This window comes from Streptomyces tirandamycinicus, from assembly GCF_003097515.1.
Classification (GTDB): domain Bacteria; phylum Actinomycetota; class Actinomycetes; order Streptomycetales; family Streptomycetaceae; genus Streptomyces; species Streptomyces tirandamycinicus.
On the sequence record NZ_CP029188.1, the window covers coordinates 6,281,273 to 6,297,186 of the forward strand.

Here is a 15,914-nt window from a genome sequence, read left to right on the forward strand (position 1 = left end):
ATGGCGAGCGATGTGCCCACGGGCCATTCCTCGGATCTCGACTGGCTGCTCGGCGGCCTGGTCCAGAGAGTGCCGTACACCCGCAACGCAGTCCTGCTCTCCTCCGACGGCCTGGTGAAATCCGTGCACGGCCTGGACGCCGACAGCGCCGACCACATGGCCGCGCTGGCGTCCGGGCTGTACTCGCTCGGACGCAGCGCCGGCGCCCGGTTCGGCGACGGGGGAGAGGTCCGCCAGGTGGTGGTGGAGCTCGACTCCACCCTGCTCTTCGTGTCCACGGCCGGTTCGGGCACCTGTCTCGCCGTGCTGGCCGGGCGGGAGGCGGACGCCGCGGTCCTCGGGTACGAGATGGCGATGCTGGTGAAGAGCGTGCGGCCGTATCTGGTCACGCCGGCCAGACAGGCCGCCGGGGCGCCGAGCGCCACGGGGCTCTGACCGTGCCGGCCCCGATGGACGGGCCGTGGCTCGACGACGCGGCAGGCCGGCTGATCCGTCCGTACTCGGTGATCGGGGGCCGTACCCGTCCGACGGCCGCACTCGACCTGCTGTCCCTGGTCATGGCCACCGGCACGGCACCCCAGGGGGTGCTCGGGCCGGAGCACGCGCTGGCCCTCGGCCTGTGCGACGGCCCCACTTCGGTGGCGGAGATCGCGGCGCACTTACGGCTCCCGGCGGTCGTCACCAAGGTGCTTCTCTCCGATCTCGTGGACTGCGGGGCGGTCACCGCCAGGGCGCCCCGCTTCCAGGAATCCCCCACCGACCGCTCGCTGCTGGAGGCAGTGCTCGATGGCCTACGACGACGGCTCTGACGACCGCCCCGACCGCACCCCTGAGCGCGGCCCCGAGCACGGCCGGGGCCCGCGCGACCGCGGCGACCCCTTCCCCAGCGCTCTGAAGATCCTCGTGGCGGGGGGCTTCGGGGTGGGCAAGACGACCTTCGTGGGCGCGGTGAGCGAGATCGAGCCGCTGTGCACCGAGGAACTGCTGACCGCCGTCAGCGTCGGCACCGACAGCCTGGCCGGGGTGGAGGCCAAGACGACCACCACGGTGGCCATGGACTTCGGCCGGATCACCCTCGACGACCGCAATGTGCTGTACCTGTTCGGCACACCGGGCCAGGAGCGCTTCTGGTTCATGTGGGACGAACTCTCCGAAGGGGCGCTCGGCGCGGTCGTCCTCGCCGACACGCGCCGGCTGCAGGACTGTTTCTCGGCCGTGGACTTCTTCGAGCGGCGCGGCATCGGTTTCGTCGTCGCCGTCAACGAGTTCGACGGCTCCTACCGCTACGAACCGGACGAGGTGAGGGCCGCGATCGACCTGAAGCACGACATCCCGGTCGTGCTGTGCGACGCGCGTATCGCCAGCTCCGGGATCGGCGCCCTGGTCACCCTCGTCCAGCACCTGCTCACCACGACCCCGGCACCGGCAGCGGCGCCGAGCTACGGAGCTCAGTCATGACGTACGACCCGACCGGCCATCTGCTGCTCACGCCCGTCGACCGGGAGGCCCCCGCCCGGGTGCGGCGACTGCGCCAGCTGGGGCTGGGAGAACGGCCGGAGCCGGCGTTCGACGAGTTCGCGCACAAGCTCGCGGAGGTGACCGGAGCGCCCTACTCGATGGTCAACTTCATCGACGAGCACCGCCAGTTCTTCGCGGGCCTGCACACACCGGACGGCACCCACGCGGGCGGTGGCGACCTCGGCACGGCGGGCGGCGGGGACGTGGGCCGCTTCATGGCGCGGGACCACGGCTACTGCCCGCACGTGGTTGTGCGGCGCAAGGCGCTCGTGCTGGAGGACGTGTGCGACTACCCCCGCTTCGCGGGCAATCCGGTCGTCGACGAGATCGGCATCCGCTCCTACCTCGGTGCGCCGCTGATCGACCGCACGGGCATCGCCCTGGGCACCATCTGCGTGGTGGACACCGAGCCGCGGCCGTGGGGCCGGGCGGGCCTGGAGACCATCAAGTCCCTGGCGGCGGAGCTGGTCGAGCAGATCCACCGCCGCGAGGACGGGCTGCTGTGACCCGTGCGGCGCCGTCCCCGGGAACGTCGCGAGGCTCCCGGGGACGGCGTGCGGCGCGAGTCGCGTGTGCGGGCGACGCCTGATGGGGCACTAGACCAGGGCCTCCCTGCGCGTCAGCTCGGCCAGCCGCTTCGACCACTGCCCCTTCGACTGGCCCAGGGCCACCTCGGCAAGTCGGAGCAGCTGGATGTCGGAGGTGCCCGCGGGCGCGAAGATGTGGTGCGCGTCGCGGAGAAAGCGCTCGATGGGACGTTCGGTGAACAGTCCGGACGCCGCGTGGATCTCCATCGCGTTCCGTGCCGAGTCGAGCGCGGACTCGACGTTGACGAGCTTGGCGTTCATCAGCTCCGCGTCGCAGGCCAGTCCCCGGTCCAGCAGATGCACCGCGTGGTAGGCCGCCAGCCGTGCCGTCATCAGCCGTGACTGGAGCTGCCCCAGCTTCAGCTTGATGGACGGCAGTTCGTGCAGCGGCTTGCCGTAGCGGTGGCGCTCGGCGCAGAACCGTGTGGTTTCCTCCAGGATGGCCTGGTGTATGCCGAGCGCCACGGCGGTCAGGTTGGCGCGGCCGTAGAGCATGCTGGAGGAGTAGGCGACGGCCAGCCCGTCGCCCTCCTCGCCCAGCCGGTTGGCCACCGGAACCCGGCAGTCGTCGAAGTGCAGCTCGCCGAAACTGAAGCCGTGCAGCCCCATGGTCGGCTTCTGCTCCCCGATGCGGCATCCGGGGCGGCCGGACTCCACCAGGAAGGCCGTGAGACCTGTGGAACCCGGACCCGTGCGGACCACGACTCCGTGCAGGTCACCGACGTGGCTGTTGCCGACGTACACTTTCCGGCCGTTGAGGACGTACTCGTCGCCGTCCCGTACGGCGGTGGCGCTCATGCCCAGCACATGGCCGCCCGAGTCGGGTTCGGTGACCGCGATCGTGGGCAGGCACTCACCCGCCGCGATCAGGGGGAGCCAGGACTTCTTCTGCTCGTCGCTCCCGAAGTGGACGATCTTGGCGACGCCCAGCTGCGAGGCCTGGACCATGGCGCCCATCGCGCCGCTCACGCGGGACAGTTCCTCGATGATGATCGTCTTGGCGAGGTGCCCGACGCCCATTCCGCCGTGGCCCCTGGGGATCGTCGCTCCGAGCCAGCCCTGCCGTGCGATGAGCCGTGAGAGTTCGCGGTGCGCCGTGCGGGCGGCCTCCATGGCGGGAACACGCGGGCGGACCTCGCACTCGGCGAAGTGCCGCACCCGGTCCCGGAGCTGATGATGAAGTCGACTTGCGAAGTACCCGTCCATTGCGAGGCCTCCTCTGCGAATCGCCTGCTCGCGCGAGTGTTCGAGCAGGTGGTGCATCGGCATGGTCCCGTCCCGTGCAGGCCGACTACCTCATGGTGTTGATCGCTTACGGGTGGTACAACTCGGTGGCCAACTTTGGCCGAAATGCAGTTCGTCGACGTGTGGTGGAGACCGCGTCGCCGGTGGTAGCGGCCCGTCCGGTTCGCTCGCAGGGCATGCCCGTGGGTCATCTTTCTGCCACATGCCCTCGGCAAACGGTTCGAGGGCATTTCGAAGGCATATGGCACCGAGGGACAGCATTCCGCTCCGGTCGGCCGCCGACCAGCCCTCAGAGGTACGGAAATGCCCGCAACCCGGGCGGATTCGTGTGCTCTTGGGCGAAGACCGGTGCCGGCGTACGGGAGTGCCGGCGGTGGCGCGCTCCGTCGTCCGCGCCCCCGGCGCCGTGCGACCGTTCCGGCGGCTCCGGCGCACCGGAGCGGCCGGGCGTGCCGTGCCCGGCCGCACCGGCCGTGCCGACGGGCCGGGAGGCGTGAGTCGGGAGTCCGGGCCTGTTCCTCATCCCGCATCTGGGATACCGTTCCGAATATGAGAGATGTTGCGGAGGGCGGGCAGCGCGACCCCGTCGACGTGCGACTGGCCGCACGCCTCGCCGGGCTGCGGGCCGAACGCGGCTGGTCGCTGGACGAGCTGGCGCGGCGCAGCGGGGTGAGCCGATCGACCCTGTCACGCGCGGAGCGGGGCGAGATCAGCCCCACCACCTCGCTGCTGGGCAAGCTGTGCGCGGTCCACGGCAGGACGATGTCCCAGCTGCTGGGCGAGGTCGAGGAGGAGCCCGCCGAGCTCGTTCGCGCGGCCGACCAGACGGTCTGGACGGACGAGTCGGCGGGCTTCGTCCGGCGCTCCGTGTCACCGCCGGGCACCGGTCTGCGGGCGGAGATCGTCGAGTCCCGGCTCGCCCCGGGAGCCGACCTCGCGTACGAAGCACCCCCGGTGCCCGGCATGGAACAGCACATCTGGATGCTCGACGGCACGGTCGAGATCACCGTCGGCGACGCGACACACGTGCTGCGCGCGGGTGACTGTCTGCGATTCCGTCTCCGGGGCGCGACGCGTTTCCGCTGCGCCGGGCCGCAGGAGGCCCGCTACGCCGTGGTGGTGCTGCCATGACCGGCTTCACCGTCTCCTCACTGGGGGCCGGGGAACTCGGCCGTACGGCGACCCGGTTGGCCGGGCTGCTGGTCGACGCGGTCGACGGCGGAGCCTCCGTGGGCTTCCTCGCCCCCCTCGACCGCACCGCCGCCGAGCGGTGGTGGAACTCGCACGGCCCCGCGCTCGCCGACGGCGGCCGCGCCCTCTGGGTGGCGCGCGACGGCGACCGCGTCGTCGGCACCGTGAGCGCCGGCTTCACCGGGTACCCCAACGGCCGCCACCGGGCCGAGATCACCAAACTGCTGGTCCACCGCGAGGTCAGGGGGCGGGGGCTCGGCCGGACCCTGCTCGCCGCGGCGGAACGCGGTGCGGCCGACCGCGGCGCCACCCTCCTCGTCCTGGACACCGAGACGGGCAGCCCCGCCGAGAGGCTCTACCGCTCGGCCGGATGGACGGCGGCCGGCGTCATTCCCGGCTTCGCAGCCGACCCCGGCGGCACCCTGCGGCCCACGACGCTCTACTACAAACAGCTCCACCGGGACCGGCCGCCCGGGAGCGAGCGCCCGCGGCAGGCACATCCCGGGGCCCGGCGGGTGTGACCGCCGGCGACCGGGGGAGGGACGCCCCAGGTACCCGTGACCGTACGACCGAGGAGGCCGGCCCCATGACCGCGACCGCATACCGCCCCGGACTGCTCGACGCCGCCGACGGCGTGCAGATCGCCACGTACTCCTGGCTGCCGGAGCGCGGCCGTCCCCGGGCCCTGGTGCAGATCGTCCACGGGGCGGCGGAGCACGCGCTGAGGTACGACCGGTTCGCCCGCCACCTGGCCGCCCACGGCTACGGAACGATCGCCTCCGACCACCGGGGGCACGGGGCGACCGCACCCTCCACCGGCGGCTACGGGGTCGCGGAGACGCCCGGCGCCGTGCCCGTCGACGGATACGACTCATGGCGCGCCATGGTCGAGGACATCAAGGCCGTCGGTGACCAGGCGCGGTTGCTCCACCCGGGGGTTCCCGTGGCCGTCCTCGGGCACAGCCTGGGCTCCATGCTCGCCCGCGACTATGTGCAGGAGTACCCCGACGACCTCAGCGGCCTCATCCTGTCGGGAACGTTCCGCACGCTGCCGGGCGCCGACATCGCCGGCTCCATCGCCCTGCTCGGGGAGCGGGCTGCCGCCGAGGGCCGCTCGGCCCCCTCCCCGTACCTTTCCGGACTCTTCGCGTCCTTCAACGGCCCGTACCCGCACCGGACGGGCTTCGAGTGGCTCTCGCGCGACGAGGACGAGGTGGACGCCTACATCGCGGACGAGCGCTGCGGCTTCCCCTTCAGCACGGGCCTGGCCCTGGACTGGCTGCGTGCCGTGCGGAAGATCAACGACCCGCGCAACCTGGCCCGGATCCCGGCCGACCTGCCCGTCCACGTCGCCGTCGGCACGGCGGACCCCTGTCACCAGGGGATGACCCTGGTGCACGAACTGCTGGAGGACTTCCGCTACATCGGGACGGAGTCCCTGACGTGGAAGGCGTACGAGGGCGCCCGGCACGAGATCCTCAACGAGACCAACCGCGAGGAGGTCCACCGGGATCTGGTGGCCTGGCTGGACGAGCGAGCGTGAGCAGGCGGCGGGAGCCGTCCGAGGCGGGGCGTCCGCTCGGGGCGCCGAGCCGCCGGCCGGTGGCTTCCGGACCGGGCGGTGGGGGCGTACTGCTTCCGGGCGTGGCCGGTGGGGCGGCCGTGGCAGGCGGGGCGGTGTCCCGTCGGAGGACGGTCGCTGCCGACGATGGGCGCGGCACCGCGCTTCCGCTGCCCGGCTCGATGGGGCTGCCCGGAGGCGACCGGTGCGGAGCCGGGGCGCGGGAGCGGGTGACGCGGGCGCCTGGGGCGGGGTGGGCGTACGGGTGCGCCCCGGCGCGCGCATCGGCAGCGGGGCTCACAAGGGCCCACGCACGCCTGTCACATACGGTGATGACCTGTGCGCGGCCGTGCGGTCCGCGTGACCCACGGTCACGCCGGATGCCGGCGTGAGGGAAGTGTGTGACACATGGTCATGACGTGTGCGCGGAGGACGCACGCGCGTGACGGACGGTCATGGCCCATGTGCAGGCGATCACATGTCAAGCCTCAACTGGCCCGTCTTCACGGGATGTTCACATCGGTCTACACCATTCAGTGCTCTCATGGGGGAACCCCACGCATTCCCCCATCCGTCTACCGATGGGGCGATCCCGTGGGGTCCGTCCAGTGTGACGACATTCACTGCCAGCACGGTCGGAAGTGACGGATAGTAATGAGTGCCCTACATCATAGGCACGTACTGTTACGTGTGCCCAGACTGTCGACGAAGGAGACTCATGCGACCGTTCGTACTGAAGTACGTACTTCCGGCCGAGAGTCCTGCGGTCACGCTGCCGTACACCTACGACTCCGCCCTGCAGCTGAATGTGCTGCCGGACGGGCGGCCGGCCATCGTCGACCGCGATCTGATCCTGGTCACCGGCACGACGACGTCCACCGCCGGTTCCAAGACGCACTTCGACGACTGACGGACCCGCACCGCAATGACCGTACTGATATTGACGTGCCGTCAAGACGTCACCGCGGACATGGTGATCGCCAAGCTGCACGACCGGGGGGTCCCCCTCGTGCGGCTCGATCCCGCCGATCTCCCCGGCGAGGCCGCCCTGTCCGCCGAGTATGGACACGGTGACTTCTACGGCCATCTGTCGACCGACGGCCGGCTGCTCAGCATGGGCGCCCTGCGGTCGGTCTGGGTGCGAAGACCCGGCGATCCCGCCGCCCACGCCGAGGAGCCCTCCCAGTGGCTGACCGCGGAGACCGAGCAGGCCCTCTACGGGATGCTCTACTCGGCCACCGCCCGCTGGATGAACCACCCCTGCGTGTCAGCGCAGGCCCGCTGCAAGCCCTGGCAGCTCAGCCTGGCGCACCGCAGCGGCTTCGCCGTACCCCCCACCGTCATCACCACGTTCCCGCGCGTGGCGCGGCAGTTCGCCGCCCAGTACCAGGACATCGTGGTCAAGTCCGCCTCGGGGCCGCCGCCCGGCGATCCGCCGGTGGCCCTGCCCACCACACGCATCCCTCCCGACACCGACTTCTCCAGTGTGGCCGCCGGGCCCACGCTGCTCCAGCAGTACGTTCCCAAGGTCGCCGACATCCGCCTGACCGCCGTGGGCACACGCCTGTTCGCCGCCCGGAAACGCTCCGTGGACGGACAGGTGGACGGACGGTACGGCGACACCGGCCAGCCCTGGAGGGCCGCCGACGTGCCGGAGCGCATCGCAAGGTCCGTGCGGGACTACCTGAACCTCGCCGGACTCGCCTATGCCGCCTTCGACTTCGCCGAGGACGCGGAGGGGCTGTGGTGGTTCCTGGAAGGCAACCAGGGCGGCCAGTTCGGCTTCATCGAACTGGAGACCGGTCTGCCCATCGCGGAGGCCGTCGCGGCGTGGCTGGCCCCGCCGGCCAGGGAGCAGGGGTGACCGCCGCAGGGCGCCGTGGAGTGCCGGAGGGTGCCGCAGGGCAGGGGTGCGGCCGCAGGGGTACGGGCACAGGGGTGCGGGCACAGAGGTGCGGGCGCCCGCTCAGCGGGACACCCCCGCGCCCAGGAACCGGGCGATCCGATCGCGGAGACCCGCCGGGTCCAGGCCGTGTGCGGCGAGGTGCTCCTCCATCCGCCCGTACCGGCGGAGCTCTCGGCGGGCGACGCCCAGCCCCAGCACCCGGTGCGGCACGTCCGCCAGCGCCTCGTTGACGGCGGCGGTCGACGTGCCCGCGAGATACGGCTCGACGATCACCACGTCGGCGGGGCCGTGCCCGATCGCCCGCCGGACCGCGGAGGCGTCGAACGGCCGGACGGTCGTCGCGTACAGCACCGTGACGTCCATGCCCTCGGTCGCCGCCAGGACGTGGTCCAGCATGGGTCCCACCGCGACCACCACGCCGTCGCGGCCCTCCCTGGCGGGCAGGAACCGGGCGCCGTCGACCGGCCGTCCGTGCTCGTTCGACTGGAGCGACAGCCGCACATAGACCCGGTCGTCGCCCGGGGTCGCCCTCCGCAGCAGTGCCTCCGCCTCGTCCGGGTGCCCGGGTACATGGACGGTCCAGCCGTCGAGGGTGTCGAGCAGGGCCACATCGCCGGGTGCCATGTGGGTGAAACCGCCCGCCGGCCAGTCGTAGGAGGCGCCCGCGCTCACCAGGACCCCGCCGACGCCCTGGTGTCCGAAGTCGAGCTTGACCTGTTCGAACGGGCGCTCGACGAGGAAGCTCGCGAAGGTGTGCACCACCGGCCGCAGGCCCGTCAGGGCCAGTCCGCCGCCCACGCCGATCATCAACTGCTCGCGGATGCCGACGTTGATCACCCGGCTCGGGTGTGCCCGCGCCGCGGGACGGAAGCCGTCGGCGCTGATGTCCGCCAGGACCAGGGCGAGCCGGGGATCCTCGTCCAGCAGCCGGGTCGTGCTCGAGATGAAGCGTTCACGCATCGTGTCCATGATCAATGTCCTTAGAGTGGTCGTCCTGGTTCCCGCCGGATGCCGGCGGGGCCTTGGCCGGGTCCGCTCCCGGCTCGCCGCCGGGTGTGCCGTCAGGCGTTCTTCGGCTCGACGCGGGCCACCACGGCGCGCGGGCGGCCGGGATGCGGCGCGGTGAACGCCGAGTGCAGGGCCTGCTGGTCTCGTCCGTCCACGGTCGCGGCCGACCAGCCCGCGGCCTCGAAGCGGGAGGCGATGCCCCCGGGCCAGCCGTGGGTCGCGGAACCGTTGTCGATCACCAGCGTGTGGAGCCGGTCGAGGCCCGCCGGTCCGGCGAAGGCCATGGCCTCGTGGTTGCTCCCCTCGTCCAGTTCCGCGTCGCCGATCAGCACCCACACCCGGGGGGTGTCCAGTCCCTGCGCCCGCAGGCCGAGGGCCGTGCCGACCGCCAGCGGCAGGCCGTGGCCCAGCGAGCCGCTGCCGATCTCCACCCCCGGCACCAGTACGCGGTCCGGGTGGTGGCCGAGGGGGGAGTCGTACGCCCCGAACCCGGCGAGCACCTCCTCGTCGATGAAGCCCTTCGCCGCGAGCACCGCGTAGTAGGCCATGGGTCCGTGGCCCTTGGGCAGCAGGAACCGGTCGCGTTCCGGCGAGGCGGCGGTCTCCGGGCTGACCCGGAGCACCCGGTCGTAGAGCACCCACAGGGCGTCGAGCGTCGAGGTCGCGGCGGGCCCGTGCTTCTCGTCGCCCGTCATCAGGGCCATCAGGGCCGTCAGCCGGTCCAGCTCCCGCCGGCCGGGCGCGCCGTCACGAATCGTGGTCAGTCGTGTGCTCGTCATGGGCCCCACCGTGCAACTTCAACCGCACTTGAGGTCAACCGGCAATCGGTTCGTGGCCACCCGGTGAAGTGCGGTATGGTTCTCGTGCGCGTTCGGCCGGGGGAAACCCCAGGTCAGGCGGGCACCGGGACGTGGCGCAGCTTGGTAGCGCACTTGACTGGGGGTCAAGGGGTCGCAGGTTCAAATCCTGTCGTCCCGACGGAAGCTCTGCTTCGTAGTCGCAGGTGAAAGGGCCCTGCCTCACATCAGTGAGGTAGGGCCCTTGATCATTCTTGCTCTCGTGTCGCATATGGTCACAAACGCCAGATCATCACCGGATGATCACCGCTGCGGGCTCAGGATGCGAGCACCTGCCCAAGCTTGTCGGAGCCAACCTTGAGGCTCTGCGGATCAGGGTGAACGTAGAACCGCTTGGTGAGCGACAGGTCCTGTGTCCCGCCCAGGCGGACACGACTGTGTCAGGTACACCGTTGTTCGCCATCCAGGACGGGCGGGCGTGACGAGCGTCGTACAGACGCACTCGGCGAACGCCTGCCTGCTCCATGCGACGAAACGATCTCAAGATTGGGCACATTGGTTGAGAGTCGAGGAAGAGGATTGCGCTCAAGGATGGTCGTAAAAGCGGCCTGGTGCTTCTGTATCTGAGGATGGTTGGGCAGCAAGACCTTGCTGCTGTTGGCCTGGAAATCAATATCAATCAACAGGACGCGCTTGCCCTTACGGGCGAGGCTGTCGGCAAGTGAAATGGTCGAGGATGTCTGTCCAACTCCTCCTTTCCGGGGGAGTAATTCCAATAGTAGTGTTTCTTGAACTGGTACGGAATGGCCGGAAAGGCATATTCCTGCCAATAAGAAGAAGTGAGAAAATGAAAGAGCCCCGCCGAGGTGGGGCCAGCCGTCAATAGCTACGACAGTACCGTAATCACACCCATAGCCCGTGAAGTGCACTAAGGCAGACCAGGGCGATGGTGAGAAGGCCAGGGTTCCGCTGTCGCGGTCCTTCGTGTCCCGGACCAGGACTTTCGTTGGGTCGTTGTCGGCCACCTCGACGCAGCTATCGGACTTCGTGTAAGAGCTGGTTCGCCAGCTCAGTTCCATGATCATTGCCTTGCCTCCTGGTCCGCCGGCATGCGGTCGAAGTGCTGGATCGCAGTGAGGATGCGGTCTCGGACGGCGGTTCCGTAGACCGCCGACTGCTGCAAGAGGGCAAATGCCTTGGCGTACAGCTCGATCTCTCGGGGCTGCGTAACCGAGAACTCGGCCGAGTAGGTCTCGACGAGAACGAGCTTGTCGTCGAACATCGAGAAGGAATTGCCAGGCCAGATGCGCATGGGGGCAGAGCGCGGGACGATGCCGAGGCTGAGCCGAGCGAGGCGCATGACCGCCAACAGGCGGTCGAGCTGCCCCTTCATCACCTCCGCTCCTCCGAGGTTGGTGTACAGCGCTTGCTCGGCGAGCAGCACGTTGAAGATCCTGTCGCCCCGGTACAGGTACTGCTGACGCTCAAGCCGCTTCGCTGTCGCGGCTTCCGTGTCATCAGGGATCTCGTAGTAGTCGCGGACCTGCTTGAAGGTCTCCGCTGCATACTCCGCGGTCTGGAGCGTTCCCCAGATGAGTGTGGGGTGCCAGATCCGGAAGACCTTGGTCTTCGAGTAAACAGGCAGTGCCGCCTTCTGCCGCTTCTCCGCACCGGTCGCAAGTTGCCGGCGCCACTCAAGCCACAGCTCGTCGATATGGCGGACCGTCGCGATCAGATCGTCGACCTGGTCGCCGCGGCTGGTCGTGCTGCACCAGGTACGAATGTCTTGCTCACTCGCGTTCTGCTTCCCGTTCTCGATCCGGGAAACCTTGGACTCCGCCCAGCCGGTGGCCAGCGCGAATGCCCGGCCACTCGCGAACCCCGCATCCTTGCGGAAGCCGCGAAGCCGGGCACCCAGCGCCTCTCGTGCTTCCTGTGCCTGTGTGCTCACTGAAGGGTCAGGGCCTGTACTCGGCATGAGGGATGGCAACGGCCCAGAGCAGGTCGCGCAGGCGTATGCACTCGGCCACCGTATCCGGGTCCTCGACGATCTCAGACCCCAGGACTTGACCTTCGGGGTCGAAGTGGCCCACGGCGAGAAGGCGATCGTCGTAGAGCCACCAGTCGTTCCCCTCTGCGGGGAAGGTGATTCCTTCGGGCAACATGTGTCGAGGCAGCCAGCGGATATCCTCACCGACCTCGATGTTCAGGTGCGTGAGGGAGTGCTCCCAGGTGACGTACTGGCTGTGCGGCTGACTGACCACGCGGACGCGGCGCACCGTCTTGCCCTCACTCGTGACGCGCTTCATCAGCGCCCTCCACTCGTCGAGCCAGGCGTAGTCGTCGGGCTCGCCCCTCTTCCATCGGGCGTACGGCGTGTCCTCGATCGGCGAACCGTAGTCGTCCCGCAGCTCCAAGTGGAAGGCATCGCGTTGGAAGCTGTTGAACAGCTCGTCACGCTGCGCGGGAGTGATCAGGTCCACTGTCTTCCTCCAGTAGGGCCGTGATCGAGGACTTGGGGACCTCGATGCAGGTCTCGTAGTCGGGCATGCGTATCTGACTCAATGCGTCGGCGTCGTGCATCTCCGGACCTTGAAGGACGCACGTTCCCTGCTCGGTGACGAGCATGATCGGGGCGGCGAACTTCTTGATCTCGCCGGACGACTGACCGTCCTTGGTCAGGTGCTCGAACAGTTCGGTCGGCACCTCGATGACGGTCTGTCCCGCCGGCACGGACAGCTGCATGAGCAAGTCGTTCGCGTGCACCTTCCAGCCTTGGATGACGTAGGTGTCCTGATCACTGGCGTACAGGGTGGGACTGTCTCCGGGGGTGGAGTTCTTCCCCAGGAACGTTAGCTGCATGGCTGCTCTCCCGTCCGCTGTCTTGCGTCGGCTTGCGCGACACGTTGATGGTCGCGAGCCCATGAGGGCCGGTCAATCGACTTGGTGCAAACTCACGCAATCTGCTTGGGGCTTGGGCTGCGCCCGCTCTACGTTCGTCGCGGATCGAGCAGCCAAGGAACCCGCACTGAGGTGCGGACCCGAGGGGAGATGCGTGGTGTCCACCGTGAGCGAAAGACGCGAGGCTCCGAGCCTCGACGAGCCGCCGATCGACGTCGAGCTGATTGGGGACAGCACCGAGACTGCCCTCGTCATGCAGTTGGGCACGTCGACCCGTGAAGACGTCAACACCAGGACTCCGATCCTGATCGGCCACCTGCAACAGTTGCTCGCGGAGGAGCTGGGCGCAGACAAGGACGAGACGGTAAGGCGGCTGTTCCACGAGGCGTACAGACTGCTGGACCTGAAGACCCGTCCCGCGCCGGATGCCACGACCTTCGCTGCGTACATGTTCATGGGCGAGGTTGCGAGTCTCACCCGCCGGTTCCTGTGGGTCTACACGCAGAGGAGCCGGACGGGTGTCGCGTGAGTCCCAAGGCGCAGCAAGTGGCTTACGTCCTGGTGCTCCTGGCAGTGATCGCCGCCCTCGCGGTCGGCGTCTCCACCAGTCCGTCGGCCGACAGAAGCGCCCGCTCGGCTGGCGCCAGTGGCTCCGTCAAGTCCTCGTGATCGGCGCCTCAGTTTCGATCATGGTCGCGTACTGGCACCTGACCACATGATCTTCCATCCCCGAGTGACCACGCACCGGTTCTCCCCGATGCACACCCCTCGGGGACGGAGAACACCCCCGGGCCCGACCGCCTTCCTCGAACAGCAGACGGCCGAGACCGGGAGCAAGTGCACGACGGCGCGGAGAACGGATCTCCGCACACCCAATGCACCAGGAGGACTATCCCATGAGCAACCTCTACAGCCTCCCCGTTCAGGGGACGCAGTTCCAGAACTTCTGCGGCGGCAACCTCCAGGGCGAGCATGAGTCGTGCGTCGAGGTCGGCCAGATCCCCGGCTCGGTTTCCTCCTACGTCCTTCGCGACAACAAGCCCGAGGGCGCGGGCCGTGAGCTTCGCTTCACCGAGGTGGAACTGGACGACTTCGCCCGTGGGTGGGCCGCCAAGCGGGGTCTGACGCTCTAGTCTGACCTCCCTCCTCACCACGCACGACGCGGGCCGTCTGTCACAGAGGGGCGGCCCGCACTCCCACGAAGGGCACAAATGAGCTGGTCAGGGCACTGGCATGGGTACGGACCGTGGATCGGGCCCTCGTCCGTATACGCAAAGGAGGGCAGTCGCCGGCCTCCTCACCCCAATGGCCCGCCTATGGTGACGGACCCCGAGGACAAGAGACAGCAGCAGGTACTTGACCGGTATCGCGAGGCTGCTGCCGAGTTCCAAACGGGCAACGTACCGCCCCTGATGACCGGCCATTGGCTCTCGAAGAAGGATCACGTCGCCGCCGACAGAACGTGGATCGACGTGGGCATTGCCCTCGCCTGGCTCACGAAGCACTACGAAGCGAACCCTCCGTACGAGCGCGCAGACGGCTTCCAGGCGTACGGGAGCCTCGAGGGCAAGTTGGAGTACGCCGCTGACGTGCTGCCGCGCGGGGTCGACGTCTCCTGGGTCCACTACACCGCATCGAAAAATCTGCTGTCGCTCAACGTCGTGTGCTGCCCGAACCGGTTTCAGCCGGACATCCCCTGTCCACTCTCGCCATCGTGAGGATCGACGCTGTGTCACTGCGCCTCCTGCTGCCCGATGAGGGCGTAACCGAACTGCTGACCACGTGGCCGGATCAGCCCCGCGTCTATGAGCGCGGCAGGACGGCGCTGGACGAGACCATCACCGCGGACTTCCTCAAGGGCTACGTCTTCACCGGCTGCATACCGGCCAACGAGATCGCGGTCGTGAAAGCGCCTGGACCCTCCCTGAACCAGAACGCGTACATGACCCATGGTCGCACCGACGCGGCCAAGCTCCGCGAACTGTACGACAACGGTTTCACCATCCGGCTGGGCAACCTGCAACGGGTCATCCCGTCCATGACGACCGTCTCCCGCGGAATTCAGGACGAGACGGGTTTCAGCAACTACGTCCACGCCTTCCTGACCCCGCCCGGCAGTCAGGGGCTACGCCATCACTGGGATCAGCAGATGGCCGTTGTCGTACAGACCGCCGGCATCAAGCGGTGGCAGATTTGGCGCCCGCCCGTCGAGTGCCCCATGAGGGAGTACAACGAATCCTGGCGCGTGTGGCGGGACGACTACATCCCCGAGTGGGAAGCCGCGGGTCCGGACCTGCAAGTGGATCTTCAGGCCGGGCAGTCGCTTCTGCTCCCGAGAGGATGGGTCCACAACCCGCATGTGGTCGATCAGGACGGGGACAGCGTCCACCTGACGTTCGCGATCCGGGAGCGCACTCCCTTGTGGCTTGCCGAAAAGTTGATCGCGGAGGCTATCAAGAATCCGGAGTTCCGGCGCATCATCCTGCCCGGCGACATCACGGGCCCGTCGCTCGTCGACCGGTTGCAGGAGACCCGAGACGCGCTTCGCGGACACCTGAGCGAACTCGACCTGGAGCGGCTGGCATCGGCCGTGCGCGAGGCCGCAGCAGTCGAGCTGGAATACACCATCTGACGGCATCCTTCTCGTTGCGCAGTGACCGGGGATCGAACCCGAGGATGGGGCAAGAAGCGGGGGTCGTGCTTTCCCGGTGACTGCGGCGCGGCCTCGACCGCCCCGGTGGACGGTGACGGCCGGGTCCGGCGGTGGCCACGGGGCGTGCGGGGTGCCGAGCCGGACGGGGGAGCGGCGCGGGCGCCGGCGAACCGGTGGGTGTATCGGGGCCGGGACCACCGGCCGGTGGTGAGCGAGCCGCGCCGGACGTCCTTCGGCGTGGCCGGGAGCCGCGCATGCCGTCCCGCCGTGGGGTCGGGCGGGAGGAGGCCTCGCCTGCGCACCGGGAGAGCCTCGCCCCGTCGCCCCGTCGCCCCGTCGCCCCGTCGCCCCGTCGCCCCGTCGCCCCGTCGCCCCGTCGCCCCGCTGCGCCGCTGCGCCGCTGCCCCGCTGCCCCGCTGCCCGGTCACCTCATGCGCCCCTTCCACACCCCGGCGCCGGGGAGTAGGCGAACGTGCGGTGATCGGCCGTTGATCGCCCATAGAGCCGGGCCGTGGACCATCGGCGCCAGGGGGAACACGGCTCGACG

General features: G+C 69.2%; 21 protein-coding genes and 1 tRNA gene. 15 read left to right on the forward strand and 7 right to left on the reverse strand.

The annotated features are described in order from the left end of the window. The 4 genes from DDW44_RS27415 to DDW44_RS27430 are packed head-to-tail and all read left to right on the forward strand — an operon-like array spanning position 1 to position 2,024. Entirely contained in the window at positions 1-435 is a 435-nt protein-coding gene (locus DDW44_RS27415; protein ID WP_017944165.1) for a roadblock/LC7 domain-containing protein, read from the forward strand. Positions 436-437: 2 nt separating this feature from the next. After that, complete coding sequence (locus DDW44_RS27420) at positions 438-809, forward strand: DUF742 domain-containing protein (protein WP_026164701.1); 372 nt, start codon at positions 438-440, stop codon at positions 807-809. Beyond that, on the forward strand, positions 787-1,458 hold the full coding sequence (locus DDW44_RS27425; protein ID WP_027733625.1) for a GTP-binding protein: 672 nt from the start codon (positions 787-789) through the stop codon (positions 1,456-1,458). The genes DDW44_RS27420 and DDW44_RS27425 overlap by 23 nt, the downstream gene beginning before the upstream one ends. Then, positions 1,455-2,024 carry a GAF domain-containing protein gene (locus tag DDW44_RS27430; protein WP_017944162.1) on the forward strand — a complete coding sequence of 190 codons (570 nt, stop codon included), beginning with the start codon at positions 1,455-1,457 and terminating at the stop codon, positions 2,022-2,024. Before DDW44_RS27425 ends, DDW44_RS27430 begins: the two co-directional genes overlap by 4 nt. Before the next feature lie 90 nt (positions 2,025-2,114). On the opposite strand, the gene DDW44_RS27435 is transcribed toward DDW44_RS27430, so the two are convergent. After that, positions 2,115-3,311 carry an acyl-CoA dehydrogenase family protein gene (locus DDW44_RS27435; RefSeq protein ID WP_108908135.1) on the reverse strand — a complete coding sequence of 399 codons (1,197 nt, stop codon included), beginning with the start codon at positions 3,309-3,311 and terminating at the stop codon, positions 2,115-2,117. Between the two features lie 588 nt (positions 3,312-3,899). On the opposite strand from DDW44_RS27435, the gene DDW44_RS27440 reads away from it, so the two are divergent. The 5 genes from DDW44_RS27440 (at position 3,900) to tgmB (ending at position 7,966) form a co-directional block, all read left to right on the forward strand. Then, entirely contained in the window at positions 3,900-4,481 is a 582-nt protein-coding gene (locus tag DDW44_RS27440) for a helix-turn-helix domain-containing protein (protein ID WP_108908136.1), read from the forward strand. Then, positions 4,478-5,062, forward strand: a complete 585-nt coding sequence (locus DDW44_RS27445; protein ID WP_108908137.1) for a GNAT family N-acetyltransferase — start codon at positions 4,478-4,480, stop codon at positions 5,060-5,062. The genes DDW44_RS27440 and DDW44_RS27445 overlap by 4 nt, the downstream gene beginning before the upstream one ends. Positions 5,063-5,127: 65 nt before the next feature. Next, on the forward strand, positions 5,128-6,084 hold the full coding sequence (locus DDW44_RS27450; RefSeq protein WP_108908138.1) for an alpha/beta fold hydrolase: 957 nt from the start codon (positions 5,128-5,130) through the stop codon (positions 6,082-6,084). 736 nt (positions 6,085-6,820) lie between these two features. Further along, positions 6,821-7,012, forward strand: coding sequence for a putative ATP-grasp-modified RiPP (gene tgmA / locus DDW44_RS27455; protein ID WP_017944157.1), 192 nt, complete (start codon positions 6,821-6,823; stop codon positions 7,010-7,012). 15 nt (positions 7,013-7,027) lie between these two features. Beyond that, positions 7,028-7,966 carry an ATP-grasp ribosomal peptide maturase gene (tgmB, locus tag DDW44_RS27460; RefSeq protein WP_108908139.1) on the forward strand — a complete coding sequence of 313 codons (939 nt, stop codon included), beginning with the start codon at positions 7,028-7,030 and terminating at the stop codon, positions 7,964-7,966. Positions 7,967-8,068: 102 nt separating this feature from the next. Here tgmB and DDW44_RS27465 read toward each other — a convergent pair whose 3' ends face one another. Together DDW44_RS27465 and DDW44_RS27470 are read right to left on the reverse strand one after the other, a co-directional pair. Continuing rightward, positions 8,069-8,977, reverse strand: coding sequence for a transketolase family protein (locus DDW44_RS27465; protein ID WP_108908140.1), 909 nt, complete (start codon positions 8,975-8,977; stop codon positions 8,069-8,071). A gap of 92 nt (positions 8,978-9,069) precedes the next feature. Further along, the gene (locus tag DDW44_RS27470; RefSeq protein WP_108908141.1) at positions 9,070-9,795 is read right to left on the reverse strand and encodes a thiamine pyrophosphate-dependent enzyme; all 726 of its coding nucleotides are present in this window, start codon (positions 9,793-9,795) and stop codon (positions 9,070-9,072) included. A 125-nt stretch (positions 9,796-9,920) separates the two neighbouring features. Here DDW44_RS27470 and DDW44_RS27475 point away from each other — a divergent pair. After that, positions 9,921-9,994: transfer RNA gene (locus tag DDW44_RS27475), tRNA-Pro, on the forward strand. A gap of 259 nt (positions 9,995-10,253) precedes the next feature. On the opposite strand, the gene DDW44_RS27480 is transcribed toward DDW44_RS27475, so the two are convergent. Genes DDW44_RS27480 through DDW44_RS27495 form a run of 4 tightly spaced genes read right to left on the reverse strand, consistent with a single transcriptional unit; the run spans position 10,254 to position 12,675 of the window. Then, the gene (locus tag DDW44_RS27480; RefSeq protein WP_108908142.1) at positions 10,254-10,898 is read right to left on the reverse strand and encodes a DUF397 domain-containing protein; all 645 of its coding nucleotides are present in this window, start codon (positions 10,896-10,898) and stop codon (positions 10,254-10,256) included. Next, positions 10,895-11,764 carry a helix-turn-helix domain-containing protein gene (locus tag DDW44_RS27485; protein ID WP_240800787.1) on the reverse strand — a complete coding sequence of 290 codons (870 nt, stop codon included), beginning with the start codon at positions 11,762-11,764 and terminating at the stop codon, positions 10,895-10,897. Before DDW44_RS27485 ends, DDW44_RS27480 begins: the two co-directional genes overlap by 4 nt. 7 nt (positions 11,765-11,771) lie before the next feature. Further along, positions 11,772-12,296: a DUF6879 family protein gene (locus DDW44_RS27490; RefSeq protein ID WP_108908144.1), complete on the reverse strand. Its 525-nt coding sequence runs from the start codon at positions 12,294-12,296 to the stop codon at positions 11,772-11,774. Beyond that, complete coding sequence (locus tag DDW44_RS27495) at positions 12,268-12,675, reverse strand: hypothetical protein (RefSeq protein ID WP_108908145.1); 408 nt, start codon at positions 12,673-12,675, stop codon at positions 12,268-12,270. Before DDW44_RS27495 ends, DDW44_RS27490 begins: the two co-directional genes overlap by 29 nt. Positions 12,676-12,880: 205 nt before the next feature. Between DDW44_RS27495 and DDW44_RS27500 the strand changes: the two genes are divergently transcribed. The 5 genes from DDW44_RS27500 (at position 12,881) to DDW44_RS27515 (ending at position 15,346) form a co-directional block, all read left to right on the forward strand. Then, positions 12,881-13,243 carry a hypothetical protein gene (locus DDW44_RS27500; RefSeq protein WP_244224125.1) on the forward strand — a complete coding sequence of 121 codons (363 nt, stop codon included), beginning with the start codon at positions 12,881-12,883 and terminating at the stop codon, positions 13,241-13,243. Positions 13,244-13,260: 17 nt separating this feature from the next. Further along, on the forward strand, positions 13,261-13,383 hold the full coding sequence (locus tag DDW44_RS33265; RefSeq protein WP_279634818.1) for a hypothetical protein: 123 nt from the start codon (positions 13,261-13,263) through the stop codon (positions 13,381-13,383). 227 nt (positions 13,384-13,610) lie between these two features. Beyond that, positions 13,611-13,847 carry a DUF397 domain-containing protein gene (locus tag DDW44_RS27505; RefSeq protein ID WP_037756790.1) on the forward strand — a complete coding sequence of 79 codons (237 nt, stop codon included), beginning with the start codon at positions 13,611-13,613 and terminating at the stop codon, positions 13,845-13,847. A 183-nt stretch (positions 13,848-14,030) separates the two neighbouring features. Continuing rightward, positions 14,031-14,432 (forward strand): hypothetical protein, encoded by a 402-nt coding sequence (locus tag DDW44_RS27510; protein ID WP_240800788.1) that lies wholly within the window; start codon positions 14,031-14,033, stop codon positions 14,430-14,432. Next, on the forward strand, positions 14,429-15,346 hold the full coding sequence (locus tag DDW44_RS27515; protein WP_240800789.1) for a JmjC domain-containing protein: 918 nt from the start codon (positions 14,429-14,431) through the stop codon (positions 15,344-15,346). The genes DDW44_RS27510 and DDW44_RS27515 overlap by 4 nt, the downstream gene beginning before the upstream one ends. Positions 15,347-15,914: the final 568 nt, after the last annotated feature.

What these genes read in the sequence shown, in the direction of transcription:
- DDW44_RS27415 (WP_017944165.1), top strand. Translation starts at nt 1, where the DNA reads ATGGCGAGCGATGTGCCCACGGGCCATTCCTCGGATCTCGACTGGCTG.
- DDW44_RS27425 (WP_027733625.1), top strand. Translation starts at nt 787, where the DNA reads ATGGCCTACGACGACGGCTCTGACGACCGCCCCGACCGCACCCCTGAG.
- DDW44_RS27430 (WP_017944162.1), top strand. Translation starts at nt 1,455, where the DNA reads ATGACGTACGACCCGACCGGCCATCTGCTGCTCACGCCCGTCGACCGG.
- DDW44_RS27435 (WP_108908135.1), bottom strand. Translation starts at nt 3,311, where the DNA reads ATGGACGGGTACTTCGCAAGTCGACTTCATCATCAGCTCCGGGACCGG.
- DDW44_RS27440 (WP_108908136.1), top strand. Translation starts at nt 3,900, where the DNA reads ATGAGAGATGTTGCGGAGGGCGGGCAGCGCGACCCCGTCGACGTGCGA.
- DDW44_RS27445 (WP_108908137.1), top strand. Translation starts at nt 4,478, where the DNA reads ATGACCGGCTTCACCGTCTCCTCACTGGGGGCCGGGGAACTCGGCCGT.
- DDW44_RS27450 (WP_108908138.1), top strand. Translation starts at nt 5,128, where the DNA reads ATGACCGCGACCGCATACCGCCCCGGACTGCTCGACGCCGCCGACGGC.
- tgmA (WP_017944157.1), top strand. Translation starts at nt 6,821, where the DNA reads ATGCGACCGTTCGTACTGAAGTACGTACTTCCGGCCGAGAGTCCTGCG.
- tgmB (WP_108908139.1), top strand. Translation starts at nt 7,028, where the DNA reads ATGACCGTACTGATATTGACGTGCCGTCAAGACGTCACCGCGGACATG.
- DDW44_RS27465 (WP_108908140.1), bottom strand. Translation starts at nt 8,977, where the DNA reads ATGGACACGATGCGTGAACGCTTCATCTCGAGCACGACCCGGCTGCTG.
- DDW44_RS27470 (WP_108908141.1), bottom strand. Translation starts at nt 9,795, where the DNA reads ATGACGAGCACACGACTGACCACGATTCGTGACGGCGCGCCCGGCCGG.
- DDW44_RS27480 (WP_108908142.1), bottom strand. Translation starts at nt 10,898, where the DNA reads ATGATCATGGAACTGAGCTGGCGAACCAGCTCTTACACGAAGTCCGAT.
- DDW44_RS27495 (WP_108908145.1), bottom strand. Translation starts at nt 12,675, where the DNA reads ATGCAGCTAACGTTCCTGGGGAAGAACTCCACCCCCGGAGACAGTCCC.
- DDW44_RS27505 (WP_037756790.1), top strand. Translation starts at nt 13,611, where the DNA reads ATGAGCAACCTCTACAGCCTCCCCGTTCAGGGGACGCAGTTCCAGAAC.
- DDW44_RS27510 (WP_240800788.1), top strand. Translation starts at nt 14,031, where the DNA reads ATGGTGACGGACCCCGAGGACAAGAGACAGCAGCAGGTACTTGACCGG.